The 19912-nt window shown below is 68.7% G+C and carries 20 protein-coding genes; 16 read left to right on the forward strand and 4 right to left on the reverse strand.

The window, feature by feature from the left end; translation table 11 throughout:
• The 6 genes from rpsM (at window position 1) to ABIB25_RS08865 (ending at window position 4435) form a co-directional block, all read left to right on the forward strand.
• Window positions 1–375 (forward strand): 30S ribosomal protein S13, encoded by a 375-nt coding sequence (gene rpsM, locus ABIB25_RS08840; RefSeq protein ID WP_354528065.1) that lies wholly within the window; start codon window positions 1–3, stop codon window positions 373–375.
• A 6-nt stretch (window positions 376–381) separates the two neighbouring features.
• On the forward strand, window positions 382–792 hold the full coding sequence (rpsK, locus tag ABIB25_RS08845; RefSeq protein WP_090476393.1) for a 30S ribosomal protein S11: 411 nt from the start codon (window positions 382–384) through the stop codon (window positions 790–792).
• Window positions 793–815: 23 nt separating this feature from the next.
• On the forward strand, window positions 816–1421 hold the full coding sequence (rpsD, locus tag ABIB25_RS08850) for a 30S ribosomal protein S4 (protein WP_354528066.1): 606 nt from the start codon (window positions 816–818) through the stop codon (window positions 1419–1421).
• 247 nt (window positions 1422–1668) lie between these two features.
• Entirely contained in the window at window positions 1669–2775 is a 1107-nt protein-coding gene (locus ABIB25_RS08855; protein WP_502919771.1) for a DNA-directed RNA polymerase subunit alpha, read from the forward strand.
• A gap of 197 nt (window positions 2776–2972) precedes the next feature.
• Entirely contained in the window at window positions 2973–3716 is a 744-nt protein-coding gene (rplQ, locus tag ABIB25_RS08860; RefSeq protein WP_354528067.1) for a 50S ribosomal protein L17, sunset domain variant, read from the forward strand.
• A gap of 266 nt (window positions 3717–3982) precedes the next feature.
• Window positions 3983–4435 (forward strand): hypothetical protein, encoded by a 453-nt coding sequence (locus ABIB25_RS08865; RefSeq protein ID WP_354528068.1) that lies wholly within the window; start codon window positions 3983–3985, stop codon window positions 4433–4435.
• A gap of 2 nt (window positions 4436–4437) precedes the next feature.
• On the opposite strand, the gene ABIB25_RS08870 is transcribed toward ABIB25_RS08865, so the two are convergent.
• Window positions 4438–4569, reverse strand: a complete 132-nt coding sequence (locus ABIB25_RS08870) for a hypothetical protein (RefSeq protein WP_354528069.1) — start codon at window positions 4567–4569, stop codon at window positions 4438–4440.
• Between the two features lie 477 nt (window positions 4570–5046).
• Between ABIB25_RS08870 and truA the strand changes: the two genes are divergently transcribed.
• From truA to glmM, 5 genes are all read left to right on the forward strand, one after another.
• On the forward strand, window positions 5047–5994 hold the full coding sequence (gene truA, locus ABIB25_RS08875; protein ID WP_354528070.1) for a tRNA pseudouridine(38-40) synthase TruA: 948 nt from the start codon (window positions 5047–5049) through the stop codon (window positions 5992–5994).
• Window positions 5995–6161: 167 nt separating this feature from the next.
• Window positions 6162–7520, forward strand: a complete 1359-nt coding sequence (locus tag ABIB25_RS08880; RefSeq protein WP_354528071.1) for a DUF7373 family lipoprotein — start codon at window positions 6162–6164, stop codon at window positions 7518–7520.
• A gap of 366 nt (window positions 7521–7886) precedes the next feature.
• On the forward strand, window positions 7887–8330 hold the full coding sequence (gene rplM / locus ABIB25_RS08885; protein ID WP_354528072.1) for a 50S ribosomal protein L13: 444 nt from the start codon (window positions 7887–7889) through the stop codon (window positions 8328–8330).
• 94 nt (window positions 8331–8424) lie between these two features.
• Window positions 8425–8949: a 30S ribosomal protein S9 gene (gene rpsI, locus ABIB25_RS08890; RefSeq protein WP_354528073.1), complete on the forward strand. Its 525-nt coding sequence runs from the start codon at window positions 8425–8427 to the stop codon at window positions 8947–8949.
• A gap of 10 nt (window positions 8950–8959) precedes the next feature.
• Window positions 8960–10381: a phosphoglucosamine mutase gene (gene glmM / locus ABIB25_RS08895; RefSeq protein ID WP_354528074.1), complete on the forward strand. Its 1422-nt coding sequence runs from the start codon at window positions 8960–8962 to the stop codon at window positions 10379–10381.
• A 396-nt stretch (window positions 10382–10777) separates the two neighbouring features.
• Here the strand turns inward: glmM and ABIB25_RS08900 are convergent, their stop codons facing one another.
• Both ABIB25_RS08900 and ABIB25_RS08905 read right to left on the reverse strand, forming a co-directional pair.
• A complete protein-coding gene (locus ABIB25_RS08900) occupies window positions 10778–11869 on the reverse strand; it encodes a type IV toxin-antitoxin system AbiEi family antitoxin (RefSeq protein WP_354528075.1) in 1092 nt (363 codons plus the stop codon).
• An 85-nt stretch (window positions 11870–11954) separates the two neighbouring features.
• Window positions 11955–12782 (reverse strand): dienelactone hydrolase family protein, encoded by an 828-nt coding sequence (locus ABIB25_RS08905; protein ID WP_354528076.1) that lies wholly within the window; start codon window positions 12780–12782, stop codon window positions 11955–11957.
• Between the two features lie 258 nt (window positions 12783–13040).
• On the opposite strand from ABIB25_RS08905, the gene ABIB25_RS08910 reads away from it, so the two are divergent.
• Window positions 13041–14705, forward strand: coding sequence for a Ycf46 family AAA ATPase (locus tag ABIB25_RS08910; protein WP_354528077.1), 1665 nt, complete (start codon window positions 13041–13043; stop codon window positions 14703–14705).
• A 160-nt stretch (window positions 14706–14865) separates the two neighbouring features.
• Here ABIB25_RS08910 and ABIB25_RS08915 read toward each other — a convergent pair whose 3' ends face one another.
• Window positions 14866–15003: a hypothetical protein gene (locus ABIB25_RS08915; protein WP_354528078.1), complete on the reverse strand. Its 138-nt coding sequence runs from the start codon at window positions 15001–15003 to the stop codon at window positions 14866–14868.
• Between the two features lie 72 nt (window positions 15004–15075).
• On the opposite strand from ABIB25_RS08915, the gene ABIB25_RS08920 reads away from it, so the two are divergent.
• The 4 genes from ABIB25_RS08920 to ABIB25_RS08935 all read left to right on the forward strand — a co-directional run bounded on the left by ABIB25_RS08920 (window position 15076) and on the right by ABIB25_RS08935 (window position 19853).
• On the forward strand, window positions 15076–16026 hold the full coding sequence (locus tag ABIB25_RS08920) for a LysR family transcriptional regulator (protein WP_354528079.1): 951 nt from the start codon (window positions 15076–15078) through the stop codon (window positions 16024–16026).
• Between the two features lie 109 nt (window positions 16027–16135).
• On the forward strand, window positions 16136–18004 hold the full coding sequence (gene glmS / locus ABIB25_RS08925; protein WP_354528080.1) for a glutamine--fructose-6-phosphate transaminase (isomerizing): 1869 nt from the start codon (window positions 16136–16138) through the stop codon (window positions 18002–18004).
• Between the two features lie 29 nt (window positions 18005–18033).
• Window positions 18034–18426, forward strand: a complete 393-nt coding sequence (locus ABIB25_RS08930; RefSeq protein WP_354528250.1) for a holo-ACP synthase — start codon at window positions 18034–18036, stop codon at window positions 18424–18426.
• Window positions 18423–19853, forward strand: a complete 1431-nt coding sequence (locus tag ABIB25_RS08935; protein ID WP_354528081.1) for an NAD(P)H-hydrate dehydratase — start codon at window positions 18423–18425, stop codon at window positions 19851–19853. The genes ABIB25_RS08930 and ABIB25_RS08935 overlap by 4 nt, the downstream gene beginning before the upstream one ends.
• Window positions 19854–19912: the final 59 nt, after the last annotated feature.

A 19912-nucleotide genomic window follows, 5' to 3' on the forward strand; every position in this document is an offset into this window, starting at 1 on the left:
ATGGCACGACTCATGGGTGTTGATCTTCCCCGCGACAAGCGGATGGAAGTCGCCCTGACGTACATCTACGGGATCGGCCGCACCCGTGCCGCCGCCCTGTTGGTCGCAACCGGCATCAGCCCGGACCTGCGTTCGAAAGACCTGACCGACGAAGACGTCCTTGCCCTGCGCGAGCAGATCGATGCCGGCTTCAAGGTGGAAGGCGACCTGCGCCGCGAGGTCCAGGCCGACATCCGTCGCAAGATGGAGATCGGCTCGTACCAGGGCATTCGTCACCGTCGTCACCTGCCGGTGCGTGGTCAGCGCACCAAGACCAACGCACGGACCCGCAAGGGCCCCAAGAAGACCATCGCCGGCAAGAAGAAGGCCAGGTAATACGCCATGCCACCGAAGACCCGTCAGGGTGCCGCCGGCGTCAAGAAGATCCGGCGCAAGGAGAAGAAGAACGTCTCGCATGGGCACGCCCACATCAAGAGCACGTTCAACAACACGATCGTCTCGATCACCGATCCCACCGGGGCTGTGATCTCGTGGGCCTCCGCCGGCCACGTCGGCTTCAAGGGCTCGCGCAAGTCCACCCCGTTCGCCGCCCAGATGGCGGCCGAGAGCGCTGCCCGCAAGGCCATCGAGCACGGCATGCGCAAGGTCGATGTGTTCGTCAAGGGCCCGGGTTCGGGTCGCGAGACGGCCATCCGTTCACTGCAGGCAGCCGGCCTCGAGGTCGGCGCGATCTCCGACGTCACCCCCCAGGCCCACAACGGAACCCGGCCGCCCAAGCGGCGTCGGGTCTGACCCGGGGAAGAGGAAACTAACTCATGGCTCGCTATACCGGTCCTATGACCAAGAAGTCTCGCCGTCTCAAGACCGACCTCGTCGGTGGGGACAAGGCGTTCGAGGCTCGTCCCTTCCCTCCCGGGCAGCACGGTCGTGCGCGCACCAAGGAGAAGGAATACCTGACGCAGCTGCAGGAGAAGCAGAAGGCCCGCTTCACCTACGGCGTCATGGAGAAGCAGTTCTCGCGCTACTACAAGGAAGCATCGTCCCGTCCGGGCAAGACCGGTGAGACCCTGCTGCAGATCCTCGAGTCCCGCCTGGACAACGTCGTCTACCGTGCCGGCCTGGCCCGGACCCGTCGCGCCTCCCGCCAGCTGGTGACCCACGGTCACTTCCTGGTCAACGGCAAGCGCGTCGACGTCCCGTCCTACCGCGTCGAGCAGTACGACATCATCACCGTTCGCAAGCAGTCCGTGGAGAAGTTCCCGATGGAGCTGGCCCGCCAGACCTTCGGCGACCGCCCGACCCCGGCCTGGCTGCAGGTCGTCCCGAACTCGCTCCAGGTGCTCATCCACCAGCTGCCGGTCCGGGCGCAGATCGACTCGCAGATCACCGAACAGCTGATCGTCGAGTACTACTCGAAGTAGCCTCACCCGCGCACAGCCCCACCCCCGGCCGCGCTTATCAACTTCGACGGCGCTTACGAACGTTCCGGTTTTGGGACGCAAGTGACAGAAGTCGATCACTTCACAAGCGCTGAGGAAGTTGATAAGCGCGACCGGGCAGCTTCACCAGCAGCAACGCTCGGCCGGCGCGACCGGGCGGCTTCACCAGCAGGACCCCTGTGTGGCGTCAAATAGCGGTCGCCACCTTTTGCAGTCGAAAGGACCCACCATGCTGATTTCCCAGCGCCCGGCCCTCACCGAAGAACCGGTCTCGGCCAACCGCAGCCGGTTCGTGATCGAGCCCCTGGAACCAGGTTTCGGCTACACCCTCGGAAACTCGCTGCGTCGCACCCTGCTCTCGAGCATCCCCGGCGCGAGCGTCACGAGCATCCGCGTCGACGGTGTGCTGCACGAATTCACCACCGTTCCCGGTGTGAAGGAAGACATCACCGAGCTGATCCTCAACCTCAAGGAACTGGTCGTCTCCTCCGAGGACGACGAGCCCGTCACCATGTACCTGCGCAAGCAGGGCCCCGGTGACGTCACCGCCGCCGACATCGCACCGCCGGCCGGCGTGGAGGTCCACAACCAGGACCTGCACCTGGCCACCCTGACCAAGAAGGGCAAGCTCGAGATCGAGCTCGTCGTCGAGCGTGGCCGCGGCTACGTCCCGGCCTCGCCCAACAAGGTCGTCGGTGCCGAGATCGGCCGCATCCCGGTCGACTCGATCTACTCGCCCGTCCTCAAGGTGACCTACCGCGTCGAGGCGACTCGTGTCGAGCAGCGCACCGACTTCGACCGTCTCGTGCTGGACGTCGAGACCAAGCCCTCCATCTCCCCGCGTGACGCGCTGGCCTCGGCCGGCACGACCCTGGTGGAGCTGTTCGGCCTGGCCCGCGAACTGAACGTCGACGCCGAGGGCATCGAGATCGGGCCGTCGCCGGCCGAGGCCGATCACATCGCGGCGTTCGCTCTGCCGATCGAGGAGATGGACCTCACCGTCCGCTCCTACAACTGCCTCAAGCGCGAAGGCATCCACACGGTCGGCGAGCTCGTCTCCCGGACCGAGGCCGACCTGCTCGACATCCGCAACTTCGGCCAGAAGTCGATCGACGAGGTCAAGATCAAGCTGCACGGCCTTGGCCTGTCCCTCAAGGACTCACCGGCCGGCTTCGATCCCGCCGCCGCGGCCCAGGCCTACGGCGACGCCGACTGGAGCGACACCGACGACGACTTCGCGCCGGCGACCGTCATCCCCGACGAGGGCACCAACTTCGGTGTCCCGGCCGAGACGGTCAACGACGACACGGATTACGCCGAGACCGAACAGGTCTGATCTCCACCAGCAGCGACTTGGTCCACCCGAGCAATCGGGCGGGCGGTGCACCGGCCGGACACCCCTTCAGGGGGACAGGGGCGGAGCGCCACACACGGATAGGAAAACGTCGGGGCCCGGGAGTTCGCTCCCGGGCCACCGCCTCACCCGCTCATTCGGACACATCCGGATGACGGACACGATCACAAGGACATGACATGCCAAAGCCCACCAAGGGACCCCGCCTCGGCGGATCGCCGCAGCACCAACGTCTGATCCTGCGCAACCTCGCGCAGTCGCTGTTCGAGCACGGCAGGATCAGCACCACCGAGGCCAAGGCCAAGCGTCTTCGTCCCTTCGCCGAAAAGCTGATCACCCACGCCAAGAAGGGCGATCTGCAGGCCCGTCGTGAGGCCCTCAAGGTCATCCGCGACAAGAACGTCGTGCACAAGCTGTTCGCCGAGATCGGGCCGTCGTTCGCGACCCGCGAGGGCGGGTACACCCGCATCGTCAAGACCGCTCCGCGCAAGGGCGACAACGCTCCGATGGCGATCATCGAGCTGGTGGCCGAGGAGACCGTGTCGTCCGCGGCCAACCGTGTCGCCCGTCGTGCTGCCTCCACCAAGGCGCCGGCTGCTGCTGCAGTGGAAGCCCCGCTGGTCGCCGACACCGACGAGGCCGATGAGGCAACGCAGGCCGAGCAGGCTGTCGACGAGGCTCCTGCCGAGGGTGTCTCCGACGCCCCCTACGGTGAGGGCTCGCACGCCCCGCTCGAGGACGGCACCGAGCCGGAGGGTTTCCCGGTCAAGGGCAACGCCGACTCGAACCTGTACCACCTGCCGGGCACCCGCTTCTACGACGCCACCGTGGCCGAGGTGTGGTTCGCCACCGCCGGGGCTGCCGAAGCCGCCGGCTTCGAACTCCCGAAGTCGCAGCAGAAGGCCGCTGACGAGAACGAGTAGTGGACCGGCAGGCCCTGAGCCTGCCCCGCAGTACGTCGAAGCCCGCCACCATCCGGTGGCGGGTTCTCGTCATTTTCACCGGATCGGCTTCACTCGAAACTCCATGGGGGACAGGATCCTCCGCGCCGTCGGGAGCGTCTCACCGTAGTTCGGCGGTCCCCGCCCCCGCAGGATTCACCCTGCTCCGCTTCGCGTCGCTGCGGGGGGAATCCGTCCGGGTGTCGCGGAGTCCGGCACAGGATGACGAGTTCGGAAAGGGCCCAGCTGTGGTGACACCTGCGGGCGGGGGTCCCGCCGAGTCCGAACGCCAGCTCATCGAGCGGGCCAGTCGCTCCGGCGTCGGTGTCGGCGTCGGGGTCGGTGTCGACCGGATCGACGACAGCCAGGCGATGCGCTCGCTCCTGACGGAATTGATCGCCGGGACCCGGCGCGAGGTGTGCAGCACCCTCCTGGCAGGTCCCTACCCGCTGTCCATGCTGATGAGCTCGTGGCAGTCGGACATCGCACTGCTGCGTTCCGGGGTGCCCACCCCGGTGATCTATGAGGCCGGTGCCGCCCGTGCACCCGGTGTACTGCGCTACCTGACGGAGGTCGCGGCGGCCGGGGCGAAGGTCAGGGTGGCCCGACGGGTGACCCACCGGACGATCATCGTCGATCGTCAGATCGTGGTGGTGGCAGTCCATCCGGACATCATGCGGGTCCCGTTCTTGCCATCCTGAAATCAGGGGTCACGGACGAGGTGGCGGCGCGCCAGCTGGGCGTGTCCGATCGGACGAGCAGACGCCGGGTCGCTGCCGTACTCGATCTGCTGGGCCCGCTGGCGCGAGATCGAAGCCACCAGATCATCTCTCACCGGGGAGATGATTCGTGCGGTCCCGGCGCAGCTCGCCAGGGCCGGCGTCGTCGAACAGCGGGTGGACGACCGGGATCTCGGGACGGGTGGGACGACGGCGGCCGGCACGGGGACGCCGGCCGCCGGGCTCGTGACCGGGCTCGTGACCCGGCTCGTGACCGGGCCGGCGACCGCGCCGGACCAGTCGGTGGAGTCGCCGGTCTCCTCGTCGTGGATCGCCTTCGACTGGTGGTTGCATTCGTCCAGTCGTCATCCGCGGACCGTGGCCGGCTGGGGTAGTACCGACCCCGGACGCGTTGGGCTGGAACGTCTTCCGGCCCCGTCATACCGAACTCCTTCTTCTCGCACTGCCTGTTCGGTGTGCCCATGGGTTTGGTCCTGCGGACCTGGCAGCATCGAACCGCATCCCCCATGGTGGAATGCGCGCGGCCGGATCGACTCCCGATGGCCGGAACCGGCCGAGGAGGACGACACCAGATGACCGAAGCGGCGAACCCCGCAGGGTCCCAGGAGGGGGCTACCGTCCGGCTCCGGTTGGACATCTCCTACGACGGCACGAATTTCTCCGGCTGGGCGGCCCAGCCGGACCGACGGACCGTCGCCGGGTGCCTCTCCGACGCATTGGCGGTGCTCTTCCGGCAATCCGTCCCGTTGGTGGTGGCCGGCCGGACCGATGCCGGAGTGCACGCCTCGGGGCAGGTGGCGCACATCGACGTCCCGGAGCCGGCGCTGATCGCCATGGCTCCCCGCGCCGCGTCCACGTCGGGATCAGTGCCGCGGTCGGGTTCGGTGTCCTCGACGTTGTCCGCACAGGACGACGACCCGACCGCAGCGGGCAGGCGGGGGCTGCTGCGCCGGCTGGCCGGTCTGCTGCCGACCGATGTCCGGGTCCGGGCCGTCACTACCGCACCTCCTGGTTTCGACGCCCGGTTCTCGGCGCTCCGCCGCCACTACCGCTACCGGATCGGCGCTGCCGAGTGGGGGGTCGAACCCGTGCGGCGGCGGGACGTCTTCGCCAGACGACGGCCGTTGGACGTCGGCGCCATGCAGCGCGCGGCCGACGCCCTGATCGGCCTGCACGACTTCGCGGCGTTCTGCAAGCCTCGCGACGGGGCGACGACGATCCGGGAACTGCAGGCGTTGACGGTGACCTCGGACGAGCAGGTGATCCTCATCGATGTGCAGGCCGACGCCTTCTGCCACTCGATGGTGAGGTCATTGGTCGGCGCGCTGATCGCGGTCGGGGAGCACCAGGTGCCCATCACCCGCCCCGCCGAGCTGCTGGCCGGCGCGTCCCGGGCATCGGGTGTCCACGTCGCACCCGCCCACGGTCTGACTCTCGTCGCAGTCGACTACCCGGCTGATGCCGAACTGGCCGCCCGAGCCGTTGAAACACGTTCGATCAGGGCTCTCCCGGGAGCCTGATCGGGACGCGCAGACGGCCCCGTCCGCCTGCGGAAGGGGCCGCGGGAACCGCAGGGACCCGGGTGGCGTCGGACGCGACGCGCCCCGGGCGGCTTTCCGGCCGGTTACCTTGGGGCAGCAGAGGCCGTCGGCCTGCCGGCGGTGGACCGCCACGAAAGGACAGTGTCATGAGATCGAGCAGGTCGGCCATCATGGCCGTCGCCGTGGCCGCGGTGTTGATCGCCGGATGCGCGAGCACCATCGGCGGAACCGCAGAGCCCAATGCCGCCGCCGTCAGCGCGGCGAATTCTTCGTCGCCCGGGACATCGGGTCCGGGCACCTCCGACCCGTCGTCGCCAGGCATCACCACGCCGAGCGAGTCGCCGACCAGCGAGTCCTCACCGGTCCAGACCACCGGCACCACCCCGACGGAAGACACCGCGAGCACCGCAAGCACCGAATCCTCGGCCCCGCAGAGCTCCGGCGGGTCGGCGCCGACGACGTATCCGACCACTCCGCTCCAGTACAACAAGACCTCGAGCACGCAGCGCGGCGCCAATCTGCTCGAGGCGCGCCGGATTGCCGGTGCGCTGGTGGTGCCGACCTTCATCGACGCGAGCTACACCCGCAACGGGGACTTGAGTACCTTGCCCTACGGCGGACCGTCGGCCATGTCGACGCTGTTCGGCTCGGCGCCCATGCCGGCCGTGGCCCAGCGGTCCGGGATGATCACCGGCTTCTCGTCGGCGAGATCGGACCCCGCGAACAACGGGCTGGTGGTCGCGGCGTTCGAGTTCGGCACCGCCGCCCAGGCGACGGCTGCTGTCCCGGCGTTCGCCGCGGCCTCGGCCGACAAGACCACGGACAAGGGCAAGGCCGTCGTGGCCGGCTACCCGGCCTCGGCGGGCTGGTACGGCACGCTCTCCGGCGGCGGCATGTACTTCCAGAGCTTCCTGGCCCAGGGCCGGATGGTGATCTACACCTACATGAGCGGCAAGAAGTTCACGGGTGCGGCCATCGGTGCGGCGCTGGCCGCGAAGGCGTTTGCGGCCGTGACGGCGTCGATGCGCACATTCGTTCCCACGGCACCGGCCGCCATCATGGCGCTCCCGGTCGACCCGGACGGTCTGCTCGCCCACACCCTGCCAAATACCGGCGACAACGCCACCGTCTTCGACGGTTCCATCAGCGCGGCGGGTCAGTTGCACTACGACAACGATCCGGCCGGGACGAAGCAGATCTTCGCCACCGCCGGCGTCGACCTGGTGGCGGACGGGCGTGCGTCCGTCTACCGCGCAGCGAGCACGACGGGTGCCGACCTCGTCCGCGACGACTTCGTCGCCTACGTGCAGAAGACGCAGACCGGCATGCAGCCCTTCGCCTTGACCGCGACCGTTCCTTCGGCGAAGTGCCTTCAGCAGGCGCTGAATTCGGTGTACTACTGCGTGGGCACCCAGGGTCGCTACGCCTTCGAGATCAGCGCCAAGAGCGAGTCCGACCTGAACGCGGCGATGTCGGCCCAATACCAGCTCCTGGCCGGCTTCTGAGCGCCGGACACGCCCGGAGGTCAGGCGGCCCGCCGGGCATTTTGACCTGACCGCCACGGCACGGTAACCTCGATCTTCGGTGTGCCGCTGCATCGTGTCCTGCGCATGCGGTCATCAGTTGTGTTGTGCGTCGCCTCACGAACGTGAACCTTTCGGAGTTCGCCCCGGGGACATCCCCGGGTCTACCCGCCGGATCATCGCAGCGGGGGTTCCCGACGGTCGTCGCAGCGCAGGCCGAGGTCGCCGTCATCTGCGGCATCCTGTCGTGGGTGCACTGCCCGCGACACCTAGGCAAGATTTTCCGAGAGTCCGCAAGTTCGAGTCCGTGGTTTTTGATTCCGCAATGTGAGAGACAGAGGCATACCCGTGCGCACGTACAGCCCCAAGCCAGGCGACGTCACCCACGCCTGGCACGTGATCGACGCGACCGACGTCGTGCTCGGCCGGCTGGCCAGCCAGTCCGCGCAGCTGCTCCGCGGCAAGCACAAGGCGATCTACGCGCCGCACGTCGACACGGGCGACTTCGTCGTCATCATCAATGCCGAGAAGGTCGCCGTCTCCGGCAACAAGCGGGACGGCAAGTTCCTGTACCGCCACTCCGGTCAGCCGGGCGGCCTGCGCAAGCAGAGCGTCGGCGAGCTGCTGGACACCCGCGCCGACCTGCTGGTCGAGAAGGCCATCATCGGCATGCTCCCGCACAACTCGCTGGGCCGCTCGATGGCCCGCAAGCTCAAGGTGTACGTGGGTCCGAACCACCCGCACACCGCGCAGCAGCCGGCGCCGTACGACATCGTCCAGGTCGCCCAGTAGTCCGGAGTCGTCCGGGCCCCGGCTCGCAGCGTCATCCAGCACCCTCTATTCCAGACATCCCCTGCAGTACGAAGACAGTGAGAAGAGCGAGTCAGTGAGCGAAACCCCTGAGATCGTCGAGAACGACGACGTCGCGCTGGACGAAGCAGCCGGCGTCGACGAGTCGGGCGACTACACGACCGAGTCCGAGGACGCCCCCGTCATCGTCCCGGCCGTCGTCAAGGTTGCCGTCGATCGCCCGGTGCAGACCGTCGGCCGTCGCAAGGAAGCCGTCGTCCGCGTCCGCCTGACCCCGGGTACCGGTGTGTTCACCCTGAACGGTCGCACGATGGACAACTACTTCCCGAACAAGGTGCACCAGCAGCTCATCAAGGAGCCGTTGGTCCAGCTCGAGAAGGACGGCATCTACGACGTCCACGCGAAGCTGCACGGCGGCGGGGTGTCCGGCCAGGCCGGCGCACTGCGTCTTGGCATCGCCCGCGCCCTGATCGAGCTCGACGAGACCGATCGTCCGGCCATGAAGAAGTCCGGCTTCCTGACTCGTGACGCCCGCGCCACCGAGCGCAAGAAGTACGGCCTCAAGAAGGCCCGCAAGGCCCCCCAGTACTCCAAGCGCTGATCCACCGCGCATGGGCCGGCTCTTCGGAACCGATGGTGTGCGAGGTCTGGCGAATGCCGACCTGACACCGTCCCTTGCGCTCTCGCTGGCGACCTCGGCCGCCCGTGTCCTCATCCAGCAGGCCCTGCTCCGGCAGAGTGCCACTGGAGGGGGCCGGGCGGCCGAGTCGTCTCCGGGAGAGAAGTTCGGCGAGACGGGGGTTGCTGCCCTCGTTCGTCGTCCGGTCGCCGTCGTCGGGCGGGACCCGCGTGCGAGCGGCGAGATGTTGGAAGCCGCGGTGGCTGCCGGACTGGCCTCGGCGGGTGTCGACGTCCTCCTGCTCGGTGTCGTACCGACCCCAGCTGTCGCCTACCTGACGGGGGAACTGTCCGCAGACCTCGGCGTCGTCATCTCGGCGTCGCACAACTCCATGCCGGACAACGGCATCAAGATCTTCGCCGCCGGTGGGGTCAAGCTCGATGACGCCGTCGAGGACGCGATCGAGTCCGACATGGAAGCGGAGTGGAAACTGCCGACCGGTGCCGGCGTCGGTCGGATCACCTCGGCCGCCGCGTCGATCGAGGCCTACCTCGATCATCTGCAGGCGTGCACTCCGCACCCGCTGGCCGGCCTGAAGGTCGTCGTCGACTGCGCCAACGGCGCCTCCTTCGATACGGCCCCGCAGGCCTATCGCCGCGCCGGTGCCGAGGTGGTCGTCATCGCCGGTCATCCGGACGGCCTGAACATCAACGACGGTGTCGGTTCCACCCACCTCGACCACGTACGAGCTGCGGTGCTCGAGCACGGTGCGGATCTCGGGATCGCCCACGACGGTGATGCCGACCGCTGCCTGGCCATCGACGCCGCCGGCAACGAGGTGGACGGCGATTCCATCCTGGCGATCCTGGCGGTCGCGCTGAACGGCCGCGGCAAGCTGGCCGACTCCACCGTGGTCAGCACCGTGATGGCGAACATCGGGTTCCACCAGGCGATGGCGGAGGCCGGCATCACGGTGGTCACCACGGGCGTCGGCGATCGCTACGTCCTCGAGGAGATGCGGTCCGGCGGCTTCAGCCTCGGTGGTGAGCAGTCCGGTCACCTGGTGCTCGCCGAGCAGGCCACCACCGGTGACGGTCTGCTCACTGCCCTGCATCTGATGGCCGAGATGGCCTTCACCGGAAAGACTCTCGCCGAGCTGGCAGCCCGCGTCTTCAGATTCCCGCAGATCCTGATCAACGTCAAGGTCCGCGACAAGTCCGCCGTAGCGAGCTCCGATGTGGTCGCCGAGTCCGTCCTGGCGGCCGAGCAGGAGCTGGGCACCCTCGGTCGGATCCTGCTTCGCCCGTCCGGCACCGAACCCCTCGTCCGCGTGATGGTCGAGGCCGCCACCGCCGAGAAGGCCCGCACGGTCGCCGAACGCGTGGCCGACGTCGTCGCCCACGTCACCGGCTGACGCCTGGCTCGGCCGAGCTTCCCGCGGCCCGACCGGGACCCTCGAATTGCCCCCCGGGATCCCCGAGTTGCGCTGCGCCCCCGGGATCCCCGAGTTGCGGCCCGGGATCCCCGAGTTGCGGCCCGGGATCCCCGAGTTGCGGCCCTGGATCCCCGAGTTGCGGGGAGCATAAGTCCGGCAAAGCGGACATTGGTGGGACTTCTGCTCTCCGCTCGATCGCCGGCCGACGCCCGATGACCGGCGCATCGGGCCGCTGCTCGATCGCTCCCGGCATGGTGAGGTGCGGCATGGTGAGGTGCGGCATGGTGAGGTGCGGCACGGTGAGGTGCGGCATCGTGAGGTGCGGCCGGGGTGAGGTGCGGCGTGGTCACGGGCCCCGTCCGTCAGGCGGTGACGTCAGGCGCTGCGTTGGTCGAGCAGCGAGCGGATGTCGGCGACCAGGAACCGGCGCTGGTGCCAGATCATGGAATGTGTGACGCCGTGCATCAGCCACTGCTGTCGCCCGAGCGTGTTGTAGCGCGAGCGATCCCGAGTCAGAGCTCCGCCGGTGTGGAACTCGACGCCGTCGTACTCGCAGCCGACCCGCAACTTCTCCCAGCCCAGATCGATCCGGCAGCGGCGGCCGTAGTCGTCGGTGATCCAGATCTGCGGCGTGGCGGGCGGGAAGCCGGCCTCGTGGCAGACCCACCGGAGCCAGGATTCGCCGGGTGACTCGGCGCGGCCGTCCGCCAGTCCGATCAGTTCACGAGTCAGGCTGATCCCACGGATCCGTAGGTCATCGGCGACCCGGGCGAGATCTGCCTGGTCGAGGACGGTCCGGAACAGTGACCGGTCCAGGACCGCCAGGACTCGGGCCGGATCCGACTCGCGGCAGGCCATCCGCACCGCCGTCTCCGCGATGTCGGCGACCTTCTGCCCGTCCAGCAGTTGGTGATCGCGGACCGGGCGATACCGGTGCTGAACGATCCCAGCAGTGGCATTGGACCAGTCGTGATCGGCGAGGATGTGCGTCCGCGGGTCGGTCTCCAGATCGAACCCGTACAGCTCGGCTGCGGTCTGCAGGCACGCCACCACCGGCCGATCCAGTGACAGTCCAGCCGCTTCCACGCGACAAGCCGCCGCGGCTGCATGGTGGGGGAGCGCATAGGCGCTGTGCCACAGCTTCGTGACGGTGTCGTCTCCGGTCAGTCGGCGGATCTGCTTGGCGCCCAACACTTCCGCGATCTGGACCGCCAGCAGCGCGCCCCGTTGCTCGATCGCCAGGGCGACGAGTACGGGAGGGAGTGGTCGAGGCACTCCTGCAGCATCGTGGCTGCAGGTGGACCGGACCAGCCCGGCGATCGGAATGTGGATGGCGAACGGGTATGTGGACAACTCCGCCCGCGCTGCCGTTGCCTGCGCCCCCACCAGAGTTGCCTGCGCCCCACCAGAGTTGCCTGCGCCCCACCAGAGTTGCCTGCGCCCCCACCAGAGTTGCGGGGAGCTCATTTCCGGCAAATCAGACACATACGGGATTTCTGATCCCCGCTCGATCCGGGATGAGGCGTGGAATGCAGCTCCGCGGGGCGCGCCTCTACTCGGCGCGGACCTCGTCCAGGTCCTCGAGCACAGTGCCCTTGATCTTGCCTTCGAGCTCGTCGGCGAGCTGGTCGGCGTCCGTCAGGTGGCGTAGCAGGAAGGCGGTGGACAGCAGCCGGACCACCTGCTGGATCCGCTTCTCGTTGCCGGACCCGCTGAGGGTCGACGTCCAGTGCGAGCCTTCGGCCAGGCCGAGATGACTGGCGCCCTTGACGGTGCGGAGCGAGGCGGGCCCGGCCCAGGCGGCCGCGATTGCCGCGCCGTCGCCGTCGGCCATGTCGTCGTCGGCGCCGACGAGATGAAGGCCCGGCACCTGGACGCGGGTCGCGGCCTCGACGGCGGACGGGCGGGTCGCGGCCGCGGTGACCGTGACGACCGCTCCGATCGAGGAGTCCGCGGCGGCGGCCAGGACGGCGGCGCCGGCTCCGATCGAATGACCGATGACGCCGAGCCGGTCCGGATCGACCTGCACCCGGCCGTTGCCGAGACGACCATTCGCCACCAGATGCAGGGCTGCCGTCAGATCGCGGGCCATCGCGCCGTGGGAGGGGATCGGGCCCTTCTCGGTGTCCGGTGCCACCACCACGAAGCCCCAGGACGCCAGGTAGCGCATGGTGTTCGCGTATCGGCTCGCCGGCTGCAGCCAGCCGTGCAAGAGGGCGACGGCCGGGAGCCGACGTCCGGAGACGGGCGTGAAGATCAGTCCGGGCATGCCCGCATCGGCGAGATTGCCGGCCGCCACGCGAAGCGGGCCGCGGTGGCCGAGGTACTCCATCGACGGTCGGTCGATCCCGATCGGGGTCTTCTTGCCGAAGAGGGGCATCGGTGTCCTCCTGGACTTCCGCGCGAGGCGGACTTCGCGGCTTGGTTTCCTTGGATTGCGACTACCGCTCACACGACCAGGGGTGCCCGGGGCGTATCCGTACAGTATTGCTGGCCGCGGGGTGTGACTGAGCAGTACCGGGTCAACATCGTCGGACCACAGGGCAGTGCCCATCGCACCAGGCAGTGACACCACGACCTACACCACGACCTACACACCGACAGCGCCGGACACCTGACGCAGAGACCGGGAGCGCCGATGCCACAGGACGACGAGGCCGATTTCGCCGGCACGCTGCGCCGGTTGATCAAGGCGCGTTTCCCGCTCCTGTCGATCGGCACGGCCGAGGAGTCGCGGGTGCTCGGCGAGATCGCGTCCGTGGTGGGTGACCGCAGCCAGGTGATGCCGCAGCGTCAGGTCCACCTCTGGTCCACTTCGCGCGGGTTCGCCGCTCTCGGTCAGCCCGGCAATCCGGAGACCAGGACCCCGCTCGCCGCCCTGACCGCCGCTGCCGCGCTGACCATGCCGAGCGTGGTCATCCTGCTCGACCTCCATCCGTGGCTCGGTACCAACAACCAGTTGCCCGATACCCAGGTGGTCAGGGCGCTGAAGGACACGGTCGAGCTGTTCCGGGTCGGCTCGGTCCCTCGGACCCTCATCCTGGTGTCGCCGACGCCGCGGATCCCGTCGGATCTCGAAGCGCTCGTCACGGTGGTTGACTACCCGCTGCCGACCGAGCCGCAGATGCGCGAACTCCTGGACAAGGCGATCAAGCTCAACACCGATTCGAAGGCACTGACCGTCGACCCGTCCGACGACGCGCTCGAACGGCTGGCCAAGGCTGCCCTCGGCCTGACGGCCTTCGAGGCCGAGAACGCCTTCGCCCGCGCGATGGTCGACGACGGACACCTCTCGGCCGGCGATGTCACCATCGTCCAGCGGGAGAAGGGGCAGATCGTCCGGAAGTCCGGGGTGCTGGAAGTGGTGACCGCGACCGTGAAGCTCAGCGACGTTGGCGGTCTGGGGAATCTGAAGACCTGGCTGACCAAACGAGCCGGGTCGTGGCTCGACGAGGCCCACTTGTACGGACTGCCGGCGCCCAAAGGTGTTCTGGTGACCGGTGTTCCGGGCTGCGGCAAGTCGTTGACGGCCAAGGCGATGGCCAGTGCCTGGTCGCTGCCCCTGGTCCGGATGGACGTCGGCCGGATCTTCGGCGGGTTGGTGGGGGAGAGCGAGCAGAACATGCGCTCCGCGCTCCGGACGGCCGAGGCGGTCGCGCCGTGCGTGCTATGGATCGACGAGATCGAGAAGGGTTTCGCGGCAGGGGCTTCCGGCACGGGGGACTCGGGGACGTCGGCCCGGGTGTTCGGCACCTTCCTGACGTGGATGCAGGAGAAGACCTCGGCCGTCTTCGTCATGGCCACCGCCAACAACATATCGCTGTTGCCGCCGGAGTTGCTCCGCAAGGGCCGTTTCGACGAGATCTTCTTCATCGACCTGCCGACCGGGGTGGAACGGCGGGTGATCTTCTCGCTGCACATCGCCGGCAGGTTGAAGGCCGGCCCGGCGCTCGGGAAGATGCCGATCGACGACGACCTGCTCGGCCCACTCGTCGAGATCACCGAGGGGTTCTCGGGCGCCGAGATCGAGCAGGCGGTGATCTCGGCCTGCTTCGACGCGTTCGACGGCCGCCGCGCGCTGACCTCGGAGGACCTGGCCCGGGCCATCGTCAACACCGTTCCGCTGTCCGTGACCCAGGCCGAGCAGATCAATGCGCTGCGGGCCTGGGCCGACGTGCGGGCGGTGGCCGCCTCGGCGCCTGCCGACCGTGCCGGTTACTCGACCCCGACCCCCGACTCCGCTGTGCTGTCCCCGGATCCGGACGCAGTGAAGTCCCGCGGCGGTCGCCCCGTCGACGCCTGAGCGCCTCCCGGTCCCCTGCCGCTCCAGTGCGCATACAGGACACCCCGGCGCATACCGTTCTGCCCAGTTCGGCCCGAAATCTGCTGAATTCGGACCAATCGGTATGCGCAGTGCCGTTCTGTCTGCGCAGTGCCGTTCTACATGCGCACGGCCGGGTCGGCTAGTGGGTGTTGTCGTCGCGGGCCGGGGTCAGGAGTGCCCCGACCGAGTACTCCCGCCCGCCGCGGGTATCCGCGGCGAACGACAGGGCGGCCAGCGCCAGTGCAACCAGGATGACGAGAAGTACGAGGATTCCCATTCCTCCACTGTCGACCCGTCTGTATCTACAGTCAAACTAATACTTCTACCGGATTCGAGTAAGCTCAGCTGCATGATTGATCTTCGTCGTCTCGAGATCCTGCGTGAGCTCGACCGGTGTGGCACCATCGCCGCGACCGCGGCCGTCGTGCACCTGACGCCGTCCGCCGTCTCGCAGCAACTGGCTGCGCTGTCCCGCGAGGCGGGCACCCCCATGCTCGAACCCGACGGCCGGCGGGTGCGGCTCACGGCCGCCGCGGAACTGCTCCTGCGCCACGCCCACGAGGTCTTCACCCACCTCGAGCACGCCGAGTCCGACCTCGCCGCCTTCCGCCGCGGTGACGCCGGCACCGTCCGGCTCGGGGCGTTTCCCACCGCGATCCGCGGCGTCGCCGTACCGGTCATCGCCCAGCTCGCCGACAGCCGGCTCGACCTGCGGATCAGCGAGGTGCAACCGGAGAACGCGGTCGATGCCCTGCTCGGACGTCAGGTCGACATCGCGCTCACCCTGACGGGTGGGGCCGAACTGCTCGGCGCCGACGATCCCCGGCTGGCCGATGAGTACCTGCTCGACGACATCATGGATGTGGCGCTTCCACGGGATCATCGGCTGGCGGGCCTCGAAGAGATCGACCTGCGCGAGATGGTGGACGAGGACTGGATCACCCACGCGCCCGGGGTTCCGTGCTGGACGGCCATGCGGGCGGCCTGTGCCCGAGCCGGATTCGTTCCCCGGTCCCGTCACCACGCCGACGATTTCACCGGAGCCGTGGCGCTGGTTGCGGCCGGTCAGGGTGTGTGCCTGCTGCCGCGGCTCGCCCAGGGTCCTTTCACCTCGGATCCGATCGTCATCCTGCCGGTCAGCGGTGAGCCGCCCATGCGCCGCATCGCGGCACAGTTCCGGGCCGGCACCCATGACCAGCCGCACATCGCCCCGGTGCTCGAGGCCCTACGGGCAGTGGCCAGGGCGCACGCCGCGAGCGCTCCCGCTGCCCTGCGCCGGCGGATTCCGATCACGCTCTGATACCAGCGCCCCGCCTTCGCTATCGACCTCAGACCCGCATCACCCGACACACGGCGAACGATCGATCAACCGGACAGTTGTGCCCCGTGCAGCGGTTAGCCTGGCTGCTATGTGCGGAATCGTCGGTTACACCGGTCCTCGACAGGCGCTTCCCCAGATCCTCGAGGGGTTGCGCAGGCTGGAGTACCGCGGCTACGACTCGTCAGGAGTGGCCGTGCTGGACGGTGCGGGTGAGCTGCACACCGCCAAGAAGGCCGGTGAGCTGGCCAACCTGGAGAAGTACATCGATTCCGGGGTGGTGGCCCTGGAAGGCACCACTGGAATGGGGCACACGCGGTGGGCTACCCACGGCGGCCCCACCGACCGCAACGCCCATCCGCACACCGACGCGACCGGCCGCACGGCCGTCATCCACAACGGCATCATCGAGAACTTCCCGGTTCTCCGCGCCGAGCTCGAACGGGCCGGCGTCGAGTTGGCCAGTGACACCGACACCGAGGTGGTGGCACACCTTCTCGGTGCCGCCTTCGCCACCGGACCGACCGCCGGGGATCTGCCGGCGTCGATGGCCGCCACCTGTCGCCGACTGGAGGGCGCCTTCACCCTCGTGGCCACCCACGCGGATGTGCCCGACATGCTGGTCGCCGCCCGTCGCAACTCGCCCCTCGTCATCGGGGTCGGTGAGGGCGAGATGTTCGTGGCCTCCGACGTTGCCGCCTTCATCACCCACACCCGGGAAGCCGTCGAGCTGGGTCAGGACCAGCTGGTGGTGATCACCCCTGATTCCTACGAGGTCACCTCCTTCCTGGCCGGATCATCGGCCACCACCGACTTCCGTCCGTTCCACGTCGACTGGGACCTCGCCGCCGCCGAGAAGGGCGGCCACCAGTTCTTCATGGACAAGGAGATCCAGGAGCAGCCGGCGGCGGTCGAGGACACCCTGCGCGGGCATTTCGACGGCACCCGCATCGTTCTCGACGAACAACGCCTCGGCGATGACGAGTTGCGGACCATCGACAAGGTCTTCGTGGTGGCCTGCGGAACCGCGTTCCATTCCGGTCTGGTGGCCAAGTACGCGATCGAGCACTGGACCCGACTCCCCGTCGAGGTCGAGCTGGCCAGCGAGTTCCGTTACCGTGACCCGGTTCTCGACCGGGATACCCTCGTAGTGGCGATCAGTCAGTCCGGCGAGACCGCCGACACCCTGGAGGCGGTCCGGCACGCGCGGCGGCAGCGCGCCCGCGTGCTCGCGGTCTGCAACACCAACGGCTCGCAGATCCCACGGGAGTCCGACGCCGTGCTGTACACCCACGCCGGTCCGGAGGTGGGAGTTGCTTCCACCAAATGCTTTCTGGCCCAGGTGACGGCAAACTACCTGGTTGGGCTCGCGCTGGCGCAGGCCCGCGGGACCAAGTACCCCGACGAGGTGGCCCGCGAGTTCACCACCCTGCTGGAGATGCCGGCCGCGATCGCCGACACGCTCACCCGGATGGATCCGGTGCGGGAGCTCGGTCGCGAGATCGCTCAGTCCAAGGCGGTGCTCTTCCTGGGCCGGCACGTCGGGTTCCCGGTGGCGCTCGAGGGTGCGCTGAAACTCAAGGAACTCGCGTACATGCACGCCGAGGGGTTTGCCGCCGGCGAGTTGAAACACGGGCCGATCGCATTGATCGAGGAGGGCCTGCCGGTGGTGGTGGTTACCCCGTCGCCGCGTTCGATGCCGCTGCTGCACTCGAAACTGCTGTCCAACATCCGGGAGATCCAGGCCCGCGGTGCGCGCACCATCGTGATCGGCGAGGAGGGCGACGACACGATCGCGCCGTTCGCGGACGTCTTGATCGAGCTCCCCAGGGTGCCGTCCCTGCTGCAGCCGTTGGTCGCGACGGTGCCGCTGCAGGTCCTGGCCGCAGAGATCGCGCGGACCAGAGGCTACAACATCGACAAGCCACGGAACCTGGCCAAATCCGTGACGGTCGAGTAGGAGTCGAGGTGCTATCCGGGCTCCCCGCCATACCGCAGGGTCATCTCGTTCTCGGGGTCGGTATCGATGTGGTTGCTGTGGAACGGTTCTCCGAGTCCCTCGCCCGCACGCCAAGTCTCGCTGCGCGACTCTTCGCGCCCGCCGAGCTGGTCACCCCGTCGGGTTTGCTGCGGCGAGCGGTCTCGCTGGCGGGCCGGTTCGCAGTGAAGGAGGCCGTCGCCAAGGCGCTCGGCGTCCCCCGAGGGATGGAATGGCATGACTGCACAGTGATCTCGGACGAATCCGGACGTCCGTTGCTGGTCACGACCGGGACCGTCCTGCGTGCTGCGTCGTCGATCGGGGTCACCGATTGGCGCCTCTCGCTCTCGCATGACGCCGGTATCGCTGCGGCTGTCGTTCTCGCTCTGGGGGTCTCGTCATGATCGAGGCCTTCACCGTCGATCAGATCAGGGCTGCCGAGAGGCAGGCGCTGCGTGGGGATCGCGACGACGCGTTGATGCGCCGGGCCTCCCACGCCGTCGCGGCGGCCGTGCTCGACGAGCTGGATGTGGTGGTCGGGAGCAAGGCCGTCCTGCTGGTCGGTGCCGGAAACAACGGTGGGGACGCGCTTTTCGCCGGCACGGTGCTTCGTCGCCGCGGGATGGCCGTGACTGCGGTGCTGCTCGATCCCGCCCGTGCCCACCAGGGCGGTCTGGCGGCCCTGGAGCGGGCGGGTGGTCGGACCATCGCGGCAGCACAGGCGGATCTCGCCGTACTGTTCGAACGGGCCGACATCATCCTGGATGGTCTGGTCGGCATCGGTGTCACGCCACCGCTGCGTCCGGCGCTGGTCGATATCGTCGAGAAGGCCAATTCTGCAAGCTGTCTCAAGGTGGCGATCGACGTGCCCAGCGGGGTTGATCCGGATTCGGGCCGACTCGACGGCCCGGCCTTCGACGCCGATCTCACGGTCACCCTCGGCGGTCTGAAAACCGGTCTGCTGGTGGCCGGTACGCACGTCGGGCGGGTGGTCGTCGCTGATCTGGATTTCGAAACCGCAGGGGCACAGATGTTCTGCCTGACGGACCTGGACGTGCAATCGATGCTGCCGGATCCCGGCGTGGCGGCGGACAAGTTCTCCGGCGGGGTGCCGGGAATCCTGGCCGGATCGCCGAAATACCCGGGCGCGGCCATCCTCTCGGTCGGCGGCGCTGTCCGCACCCGACCGGGCATGGTGCGCTACGCCGGACCCCAGGCCGCGCCGGTGGTGACCCGGTGGCCAGAAGTGGTCGCCGCGGAATCGCCGGAAGCCGCCGGCACGGTGCAGGCGTGGGTGGCCGGACCCGGCATGGGCACCGATACGTCATCTGCCGCCGCTCTCGCGACCGTCATGGCCGCCGACGTCCCGGTTCTGGTCGATGCGGACGGCCTCACCATCCTGGCCGGCCGGATGTCGCTGCTCGAGGAACGACGTGGCCGGCAGACCCTGCTGACGCCGCACGGCCGCGAGTTTGCCCGCCTGTTCCCCGATCTCGATCCTGCGGACCGGCTCGGATCCGTCCGCGCGGCCGCCGCCCGGACCGGTGCCACCATTCTGCTCAAGGGTCATCGGACGCTCGTCGCTGACCCGTCCGGTCGGGTGGCCGTCAACGTCACCGGCTCGTCCTGGCTGGCCACCGCCGGGTCGGGTGACGTGCTCTCCGGCATCATCGGTTCACTGCTGGCCGGCGGGCTGGCGCCGTGGGACGCGGCGGCCGCCGGTGCGCACCTGCACGGCCGCGCCGGTGAGCGGGCCCAGCGCGACCGGGTCCCGGGAGCCGATGCGCTGCTGAGCCGGATCCGAACCCCCGACCCGGAGCCCCAGCCGTGACCTCCGACGCGCCCGGCGGCCCGCCTGCGCCGGCGTCATCGCCTGCGAGCGCCCCGCCG

The organism is Nakamurella sp. UYEF19 (genome assembly GCF_040546275.1).
Classification (GTDB): Bacteria; Actinomycetota; Actinomycetes; order Mycobacteriales; family Nakamurellaceae; genus Nakamurella.